Source organism: Gelidibacter sp. (assembly GCF_039916245.1).
Classification (GTDB): Bacteria; Bacteroidota; Bacteroidia; order Flavobacteriales; family Flavobacteriaceae; genus Gelidibacter.
Window position 1 is genome coordinate 1 of sequence record NZ_JBDSLS010000180.1, and the last position, 9,520, is coordinate 9,520.

At 36.3% G+C, this 9,520-nt stretch carries 11 protein-coding genes; 4 read left to right on the top strand and 7 right to left on the bottom strand.

Annotated elements, in window-relative coordinates; translation table 11 throughout:
• Both ABIQ28_RS09730 and ABIQ28_RS09735 read left to right on the top strand, forming a co-directional pair.
• Positions 1-336 (top strand): antitoxin Xre/MbcA/ParS toxin-binding domain-containing protein (locus ABIQ28_RS09730; RefSeq protein WP_348036728.1); only part of this gene is annotated, 336 nt, incomplete at its 5' end.
• Entirely contained in the window at positions 336-806 is a 471-nt protein-coding gene (locus ABIQ28_RS09735) for an RES family NAD+ phosphorylase (protein WP_348036730.1), read from the top strand. The genes ABIQ28_RS09730 and ABIQ28_RS09735, both read left to right, overlap by 1 nt.
• A gap of 646 nt (positions 807-1,452) precedes the next feature.
• On the opposite strand, the gene ABIQ28_RS09740 is transcribed toward ABIQ28_RS09735, so the two are convergent.
• The 6 genes from ABIQ28_RS09740 to ABIQ28_RS09765 all read right to left on the bottom strand — a co-directional run bounded on the left by ABIQ28_RS09740 (position 1,453) and on the right by ABIQ28_RS09765 (position 5,071).
• Positions 1,453-1,893, bottom strand: a complete 441-nt coding sequence (locus ABIQ28_RS09740) for a PepSY-like domain-containing protein (RefSeq protein ID WP_348036732.1) — start codon at positions 1,891-1,893, stop codon at positions 1,453-1,455.
• Between the two features lie 199 nt (positions 1,894-2,092).
• A complete protein-coding gene (locus ABIQ28_RS09745; RefSeq protein WP_348036734.1) occupies positions 2,093-2,533 on the bottom strand; it encodes an ATP-binding protein in 441 nt (146 codons plus the stop codon).
• A 164-nt stretch (positions 2,534-2,697) separates the two neighbouring features.
• On the bottom strand, positions 2,698-3,258 hold the full coding sequence (locus ABIQ28_RS09750) for a hypothetical protein (RefSeq protein ID WP_348036736.1): 561 nt from the start codon (positions 3,256-3,258) through the stop codon (positions 2,698-2,700).
• A gap of 237 nt (positions 3,259-3,495) precedes the next feature.
• Positions 3,496-4,344: a DNA damage-inducible protein D gene (dinD, locus tag ABIQ28_RS09755; RefSeq protein WP_348036738.1), complete on the bottom strand. Its 849-nt coding sequence runs from the start codon at positions 4,342-4,344 to the stop codon at positions 3,496-3,498.
• Between the two features lie 96 nt (positions 4,345-4,440).
• Positions 4,441-4,644: a hypothetical protein gene (locus ABIQ28_RS09760; RefSeq protein ID WP_348036740.1), complete on the bottom strand. Its 204-nt coding sequence runs from the start codon at positions 4,642-4,644 to the stop codon at positions 4,441-4,443.
• Positions 4,645-4,660: 16 nt separating this feature from the next.
• Positions 4,661-5,071, bottom strand: a complete 411-nt coding sequence (locus ABIQ28_RS09765; RefSeq protein ID WP_348036742.1) for a hypothetical protein — start codon at positions 5,069-5,071, stop codon at positions 4,661-4,663.
• 1,053 nt (positions 5,072-6,124) lie between these two features.
• On the opposite strand from ABIQ28_RS09765, the gene ABIQ28_RS09770 reads away from it, so the two are divergent.
• Positions 6,125-8,239 carry a SusC/RagA family TonB-linked outer membrane protein gene (locus ABIQ28_RS09770; protein WP_348036744.1) on the top strand — a complete coding sequence of 705 codons (2,115 nt, stop codon included), beginning with the start codon at positions 6,125-6,127 and terminating at the stop codon, positions 8,237-8,239.
• Here ABIQ28_RS09770 and ABIQ28_RS09775 read toward each other — a convergent pair.
• Positions 8,154-8,978: an RteC domain-containing protein gene (locus ABIQ28_RS09775; protein ID WP_348036746.1), complete on the bottom strand. Its 825-nt coding sequence runs from the start codon at positions 8,976-8,978 to the stop codon at positions 8,154-8,156. The two genes, ABIQ28_RS09770 and ABIQ28_RS09775, sit on opposite strands and share 86 nt — an antisense overlap.
• Positions 8,979-9,137: 159 nt before the next feature.
• Between ABIQ28_RS09775 and ABIQ28_RS09780 the strand changes: the two genes are divergently transcribed.
• Positions 9,138-9,520, top strand: a 383-nt coding sequence (locus ABIQ28_RS09780) for a hypothetical protein (RefSeq protein ID WP_348036748.1), incomplete at its 3' end; no start/stop codon positions are given.

Genomic DNA, 9,520 nt, shown 5'->3' on the forward strand with positions numbered 1-9,520 from the left:
ATCAGAGAAGGCGTGAAGAAAACAGACTGGAAGCAATTAATACATTATACGGGTTCTACTGAAAAAGAGTTTGAGCATATACTTCCAGCATCCATTAGTAGCATGCAAAAGAAAGCTGTTTATGGAAAAGAAACGTCAGAGCGAATATACGAACTGGCGAGATTATTCGGAATTGGTTATGAGGTTTTTGATTCTAAAGAAGACTTTAAGAAATGGTTAATGACTCCCGCCAGGACCCTTGGGGGTAAAATCCCATTTGAACTGCTTGACAGTAGTTTTGGCTTTGAAATGGTTGAAAATGAAATTATTAGAATTCAATACAATGTTTATAGCTAATGATTGTATATCGAGTTGCAAATGTGAAATATAAAGATTTAACACTTTCTGGAATAGGAGCTGAAAAGGTTGGTGGCAGATGGAACAAAGTTGGAACACGAGCGGTTTATTGTTCAGAAAATATTTCATTAGCGCTGCTAGAGTATTATGTTCACTCTGAAAATATTGCGTATTTGCCAAAGAAAATATTAATTGCGAAAATTCAATTTCCAGATGATTTTGCTATAGAAGAATTAAAAGAGATGCCGGAAAGATGGAACCAATACCCATATTCTTCCAAAACAACAGAAATATTTACAGATTTAGCAAAAGACAGAAATATTTTTGCATTACGAGTACCATCCACTATTGTCGGATTAGAATCGAATATTATCTTAAATCCCTTATATAAAGAATTTGGGAAAGTAGAAGTTATTGAGTTTATTGATTTACCTATTGATGAAAGACTTACAAAAGATAAACGAGGATAAAATTAGATAAATTAAAAAATGTAATTATTCTGGACGAGTCAGAATTCTGACTTACATAATTTAATTTATTGCATACAGTATCCATACTTTATCCGTACACTGTCCATTCTTTATCTATAGGATTAGGTTAGTTGAAAGACAAGTGATTTCATCATCCAATTTCTATGATGTTCAGTGAGGACGGACATGTCCAGCTTATGGTTGCAATTTCCAAACTAAAACACTATGTTTATACCTCCCTATAAACCAAAACCTTATGAACGCTAAAAGACCAAAAGGAATTAAAATAGATCCTACTAGGCTAAATAACAAAGGCGCTAAATCAGAAACCAGAATTTCACCTCCAAAGAAACCGATGGATAAGAAATAGAGTAGCAATAGTTTTTATTTTAAAACTTTAGCTTGGGTTGGATATATGCTATATAATTTAAAACATTTTACAATTAGTTTTCTTGCTTTTAACTCACACGTTGCTCTTTATAAACTGTATATCAAACAGATGCTTCAACATATGATTTAGCTCTGGCCTATGCCGCCTAGACGGGACAAGGGCAGCGAGCTGTTCTTAATTATTGGCAGCTGGCATTACTTTCTGATGTTACTTTTACTATTGAATTTAATAAAAAGCTGACGTCATTTATGTTTTTCAATTTTCAACCCTGATAAATTGTCCTTTTAGAGTGAATTCTATATCTAAGCCATTATCAAGTTCTATTTTTTGGTTGCCGTCATCTAATTCCCAATCCGTAATTACATTGTTTGGGTAATTTGATTTTACATATTCGAGAATTTTAACTGGGATTACCTCATCGGGAAGTTTAGATTTTGACTTAATTTCCTTTATTTTGTAATCTGGCCTGAACTCTAAAGAAACTTTATCTGATAAAGATATCTCATATTTTTTATAAACTGGGTGGTCATCGAATGATGCCTTTAGCACGGTATTCTTTGGGAAATAGGTCGCAATATAAGTGTTGATTTTTTCCGGAATTTGTTCTTTAGGAATTTTTCTGTTCTGTGCGTTCACATTAAAAGTGATTGAAGTCAAAATCATCACTATCCACAATTTAGTTATTTTACTTTTCATTTTTTTTAGTCTTTAGTTACTAAATATAAAAAAAAATTAGCAAACATTTTTTTAGCTTCTGATTAACTTTAAAGAAAACGAGGCTTTAATTTTGTTAGGATATCAGAACTATTATGGGGTTGTGCAACGGCTACAGGTGTTGCCACCGTTTTTATTCCATAATTATTACTCCTCCATCAATCTCTTTTTTGCTGGGTTTTTAAAACCAACTTTCCATAAAATCGAAATTTTCCTTAGTTACTTCAAATTCGAAAGTAGCTCCTTTTTCGGCATTCCGTTTCATTATTCTTTTCAGTCGAGTTTCTTTAGAAATATCCAAAAAATGAGTTTTTAGTTCGAACCTATTCGATTCGGCGAATTTTCTAAGTTTTTCTCTATGCTCAAATTTTGATAATCCCAAGTCAAGAATTGAATCTGTTTTGGAGTTTTCTAACTGTTGGACTAGTTCCATAATCATTTTTTCTGCTCTGTCAATTCTTTCTAAAAACCATTCCAATCCGTCATTCGGTTTTTTGTCGGCAAGAAATAATGTTTTATTCCACTTGTCTATTGAAAATATAATTCCGTTGGTTTTTCTTTTTAGTTCATTTGAGTATGTTGTTTTTCCAGAACCGGTATTTCCAACTATCAGGTGTATCATTTGGTTTTTTTTAATGTATGGCAACGTTTTGGCGCTTGGCGAAGAAGCGGATTTCGAAGCATTAAACTTTCTACCAGCACTGAACACCATAAGAAGCACAAAGCTTAATTTAAGCACTGAACTCGCTTTTTGCCAAACGCTTGTTAGCGGTTCGAGCTTCTTTTTCACTCGTTTGATGAATTTAATGGATTCCATCCAAATTCTTTCTCTATTTGTCTTCTATATTCCGTGTCAATTTGTCTTGGTGCTTTTCGAATAAATTCTTTAGCTAATTTCCTTTCATTGTGTTCAATTTCATTCAAATGAGAAATGATCTTTTCAATTGATGGTCTTTCTTTATTAGTCTTGTCAGAATATGATAAGCCTGTCCAAATAGCACAGTCAATTTTTTTTTCTTTTAACCAATTTTGAATATCTTCTTGAATTTCGTCAGTTACATTGTCATTTTGGGTCAGACTATGTATAAGAGAATCCTTTTTAACGCCTTCCCTCTTAATGAGAGATTCTTTTGCTTCGGTAAGGTCGTCACAAGTCATCAGAGTCCATAAAGTTCGGATAGGTTTTGCTTCTTCGTCTATGATAAGTGTTACTCTATTGTCACTGGATATTCTTGTAAATTCAATTGGTAAAATAGGTCCATCTTCAAACCAATAGTTTTGGATTTTAAGTCTTTCTGGTCTCCATATCAAAGACCCCCATCCTATACAAGCAATTTTTTGTTTCATTGTCATTTATGTTGTTTTTAGCCTGACTGCTAACACATGTATAGACCCCACCAGTCGCACCTATTATTAGTCATATATTCTTATCAAACATACTTTTTAAAACCAAATATAATTTAAGTTAAAGCCGTATTGATGCGAGAAACCGCACACATAGCTTTTTATCAAAAAAACATAAAACTAAATATGATTGAAAATATAAAAACACACCAGAAAGCGACGTTTTTTTAGAGAATTAAATTAATCCTTTCTCTTCGAAGCATCTAACCTTTTGTTTTGTTGTTTTTCAATTATTTTAACGCTTTCAACAGTTGGTAAGTCTTCAGGCATTGTACCTCCCAGTTCTTCTATTGTTTTGCGCACTTTCTTACCGACTTCAAAATGGGCTTTATTTGCATTTTGTTTTCCTTGAATATTTTCTCTGCGCAATTTTTCTTCCGCTTGAGTTGCCCGGAATAAATTGGCTGCCAACTCGGTACTGCCCATATGATCTAAAATCTGCTGACTTTTTCTCAAGCCTTTTTTATGATGAATTCCTTTTGCATCTAAACCTCCATAAAGTCCTTTATATCCGTGATTCTGGAAAACAGCATAATCTATTGGTTTGACCACACCTGATTCCTTGGCTGCTGCAGCCAATTGAGTGTTGTGCTTCGCTAATTCATTTCTCAAAAACAGTCTGCGCTCATCTTCCGTTGACAGATTGGTATATTCATCCATCTGACTGATTTCTTGAATACGTGTCTGTACGGCAAAATAAGTCTGTCCTTGAGCTACAATTTCCTTAGATGGATCAGCGTTCTGAACTATTAAATAAGATGCATACCTAGACAGCTTCACACTATTAACCTCTCGTTGAGCTGTTTTACCTATAGATACCATTTCGAGGACATCCTCGAAATGGTCTGAAACTTCATACCCACTATTTACACAAGCTTCTTTAGCTCTTTCAATTACTGGTAAAAAATGTCGGTATTCTGAATACTCTAGTATTTTTGCTAAATCTCTTGCGCTCCAATATTCATTACGCAGGTTATCTATTCTCTTTGATTGCTCAAATACTGTTTCGGTTGCTGCATTCTTTGCCATTGGTTATTGTTTATGATTAAACTTTTCAAAACGTTATCAATTCGAGGAAGTCCTCGCATTGATCGATAATTTCTTTTATAAGATTAGTAAGTTTTTTTAATACTTATACAAATCAGGAATTAAAATATCTAATTCTCTTTGAAACTCCTTCCCTAAATTTACATTTTCAAATTCAAGCATATAAATACTACCATCTTTTGTTTCACTAATATTATAATCTCCTCTATACTTATTAATCATACGATTAAGAAGCGCTTTTTTGTTTTCGTACTTATCAGGTATTGTAAATTGAATTTCCATCTTTTATCTTTTATGTTTAGCCTCCATTTCCCTCACCATTACTTTTTTTATGTTCCTTTCTTAAACCTTCAAGAACTTTTACAATCTCTGGATTATAAACATTTTCTTCTTTACCAGTTTCTTTATTGATAATTGTAACTTTAAGCGGGAGATTCTTAGCCTTCATAAGACTATTAAACTCTGTTTGCAAAACCTTTCCAAGTCCTGTATCTAAAGGTGAGTCTTCATTTATAATCAAATCATGATATCCCACTTCCAATAATTCAACAAGTTTATTCGTGTGTACGTTATTAGGCTGATATACATTATTCATCCATTGACTAACAGTAGTATGGTGCACATTAAGCAAAACAGCAATTAATTTATTACTAACCCCTTTAAGCTTAGCCACTTCTTTTATTCTATTTCTGATTTTATTCTTATCCATTTTAAAATAATGTATTATTTTCTCATAAAAGTTTGGGTATTACTCAAACTTTCGTTATGTTTGTTTTATAATTAATGCGACACTAATAGTTAGGCGCTTAGCGTTTTAACTCATGATGTCTCTCTATATGGGAATAATCCGGTAAATTGTCACCCTAGAGAGTCAACCATAAGGTCGCCTTATTTGGATTTTTCATATATTTGAAACTTCCAATGGGCGGTCTATGCGTTTGTACTTCGATGGGTAAGAGATTTATCTCTAAGGTTTTCGACCGGATTTCCACACATTATCGAAGGAGCTAGACCACTCGTTGGTTATTTTAAACACTTCATAATATTTCCCTAAGAGAAACATCGTTCCATAATTTAATTGTGAGAACGATTTTTTGTTTCTAGTCAGTAGCTCCCAACTACATTCTGAAAAGAAAATGGCTTCAAAAAATCATACTTACAACAGGTACTGTAATATTAGGTTGTGTTAAGCCCAAATATTACAAAATCCAAAACCGCCCTAGGTTCCCAATATGTTGGAAGAAACCCTGGTTGGTGCTTATTTAAAAAATCGACAGTTTAAAAGTAGCATCAATCTTAACGTTTTCCAAATGTTTTGAGGTTTTACCTAAAATATAGGACAGAAAGGCATTTAAAAAATAATACTAACAATTTAAAACAGAAACATTCATGTCTAACAAATTGTGACCAAACTTAAACCTCATCATTGAGATTCGCTACAAATGGAGTTTGCAATAAAAATCTCGCTATAGCCAATTGCAAACTCTTAATCCCTAAGAAAATGGCAGCACTACCAAAAGACAGTGCCACATAGCGAAATGTTAGAATTAGTCTTTGGGAAAGGGCTGCTGCATCTGTTAGATTTGGTTTCTAAGCAGTGGCCCAACTTCCCTAAAAAAAAATGCCTATGAGATGAACATAACGTAAAATGACACCGCCGTAAACCATAAATCGGCATAAAAAAAGCCCGCTCCCAGTTTACCACGACATCGGAGCAGGCCAAAAGTTAAAATAATTGTATCACTTTAACCAACACAAAACTATGATAAATAATCATAAATCAGTAAGGTGGCGGCGTATATTTAGCTGTAATCTTCTTTTCATAATTTTAACCCTGCCACTCACGGCCCAAGATATACTGGTCACTGGCAAGGTTATCGATGCCCACTTGCCCATCTCTGGCGCCAATGTTCTTATTATAAATACTACAAACGGTGTGGTAACAGACTTTGACGGACGATACCGTATTACCGCCAAACCAACCGACACGCTTCAGATCTCTTATTTGGGATATACCACACTTACAATCCCTATTCTAAACCGCAGTATGATAAATGTTACACTACAAGAAGATGCGACCACTTTAGGAGAGGTACAGATTAATGCGGGTTATTATACTACTACAGACCGTGAGAAAACGGGGAGTATTGCGCGCATTACGGCTAAGGACATTCAAGGGCAACCAGTCAATAACCCGTTGGAAGCCTTGATAGGTAGACTTACCGGTGTTGATGTGGTACCAACCTCAGGGGTTCCGGGAAGTGGGTTTGAGGTAAAAATTAGGGGTCAAAACAGTATTATGGGTGGTAATGCACCCCTGTACATAATTGACGGGGTACCTTTTGATTCACAATCATTAGGAGCCTCAAATTCATCACTTACCATAATTCCCTCAGGTAATATAAGTCCTTTAAATGCCATAAATCCCGCTACAATAGAGTCGATAGAAGTACTCAAGGATGCGGATGCTACAGCTATTTATGGTTCTAGGGGTGCCAACGGGGTGGTACTTATCACCACAAAAAAAGGAAAACAAGGAGATACCAAATTTACAATAAATAGTAGCGCGGGCATTGCCAATATCACTCTTAAAAGTGACCTCTTAAACACGGCGCAATATATTGAAATGCGTCGTGAGGCCTTTGCCAATGACGGTATTGCCACCTATCCTTATGATGCCTACGACGTCAATGGCACTTGGGACCAAACCCGTGATACGGATTGGCAGGAAATACTTATTGGCGGGACGGCAATTACCCGTAAACTGGAAGCTTCAGTAAGTGGGGGCAGTGAGCGCACACAGGTTTTACTAAGTGGCATGCATCAAAATGAAACCACCGTCTTTCCGGGAGATTTCAATTATGACCGTATTAGCATAAACTCTAACCTAAATCATCATAGCATAAATAAAAGATTTGAAATGGTATTCAATAGTGCATATACCATTGAAGATAACCATTTGCCTAGTTCAGACCTCACTTCCAATGCCCTTTGGCTTGCTCCAAACGCACCCCAATTGTATGATGATGCGGGCAGCCTTAATTGGGCAAACAATACATGGACGAATCCGTTGGCACAACTGGAAGGAACATATACTAGTTCTGCCAATACCCTAATTGCAAACGCTGTGCTAAACTATCATGTTCTCGATAATTTAACGCTTAAATTGAATACGGGCTATTCCAACACGGTCTTGGAAGACCAGAGACATATTCCCCATACCATCTATAACCCTGCTTTTGGTCTGCAAAGCAGAATTTCCCAATCTTACTCCCATCAGGCGCAACGCAACACCTTTATTGCAGAGCCCCAATTATCTTGGTCATTTTCCAATGCGCAACACTCATGGCAACTGCTCTTGGGGACAACCTTCCAAAACCGTAAAGAAGAAAGGCTAACCTTATTGGGGGTGGGTTTTTCAGATAACAGCTTTTTAGGAACTTTAAGTGCGGCAAACAACCTGCGCATTCTAAATGAAAATCAGCTGGAATATAAATACCAATCCCTGTTTGGGAGGATTAATTATGCCTTTAAAAAGAAGTTGTTTTTAAATGTGACCGCAAGACGTGACGGATCGAGCCGTTTCAGCACAGGTAATAGGTACGGTAATTTCGGGGCGGTCGGAGCGGCTTGGTTTTTTTCTGAAGACTTAAAATTACCTTGGCTTTCATTTGGTAAAATTAGGGGAAGCTATGGCATTAACGTGCCTTTATCCTGCCTTCATCCTGCCTTTATCCTGCTACTATGCCAAGACACAATTTTCAACAGCTACATCTACGAGTGCGAGGCTTTCAACCATCAAGGTTTTCAATTTTTGAGATCAAGCTGGTGCGGAGCATTTCCAGCAGCTTGGCCTGATTATTTTTACGCGCCCTGATTTCCAAAAAAATGCGGTAATAATCTCCCAATTTGATTGTAAATAGTTGCTCCATAGCTTTTGCTAAATCCTTTATGGCTGCATTTCCGTTGTTGACCAGGCCTGAAGCGTGAAGTGCATAAGCAAGCTCGACGAGATCGACCTTTGAGCCTGTCCATTGGAGGTTGGCATTAGATTTATTGGCTATGGATGTTAGCGGGATTGCCAATCTGTTTTCGAGGTAATTAATGCTCAAGACATAGCCTTTTATTTTGGAAAAAATCATGTCATGAGGTGTTGCAAACTGAAAATCTACCATAGACGCTATAGCCTCGTCTGAGAGTTGATATGGTGCATTCTTTCGGATAAAATAATCCTGGTCTCTATAATCGTGGCTCCGCAAAAAATATTCATAAAGTTCTTGATGTTTCATTAAATAAGCTTGCATCGCTTTTATCTGCGCAATTAAGAATTTTCGTTCTTTTTTGGGGCAACCATAAGGGCGGGAACGCTCTACCTGCACAAGACTGATATAGTAGAACAAATATCCTACAATAGTAGATTTAATCTCTTTAAAAAAGACGGCTTCTTCCTGAAGGGTTTTAAACCCCAGTTTTGATACGCGTTGACGTACAATTTCCAATGTTTTTGTACAATGATGGATAGCCAGTTCGGCCCGTTCAAATATGTTATCCTGTTCGTTCTCGAGACTTTGCAATACATATTCGAGAGCCTCCACTTCTGTTTTAAATACGTTCATAATAAGTAGGTTTTAAAATTTGTTACTAACTATCTTAAGTTAAGGGTAATAGGAAAAATAGTCATTTATGCTTTTCACCCTTAAGAGTAAACGCCTCTTAAATTGATGCTATTCCCCTCATGACTCTTATTTTAAAATTTTTAATATGTTACAAAAAAGATGATGATTATTATCGGAACACCTACGCCCATTTTAAATCGTCTGATTGATGCTTTTGCGCCTTCACAGCCGCCACTTTTTATGCCGCATATTGAGAGTTGGGCATTTTTGGCAGGACAGGCGCGGGCCTTCCAAACGCCTTGCGCTATAGTTGACTTAGATAGTCCTGAACTGGATCTTCAGTTTCTTGGACCACTATGGTTGCAAGCTTTTGGGTTGCCCTATATTATTGGTGTCACTCGGGATAAAACCTTGGCCTTTACTGCCTTTAAAAATGGCTTCAATGACATTCATTGTCCAGGAGAACCGACGGACCCTGTGGCAAGCCGTTATCGTCAAGCCCGTTCCACTTATAATTGTTACCTGTATTTTGAGAGCGGTAA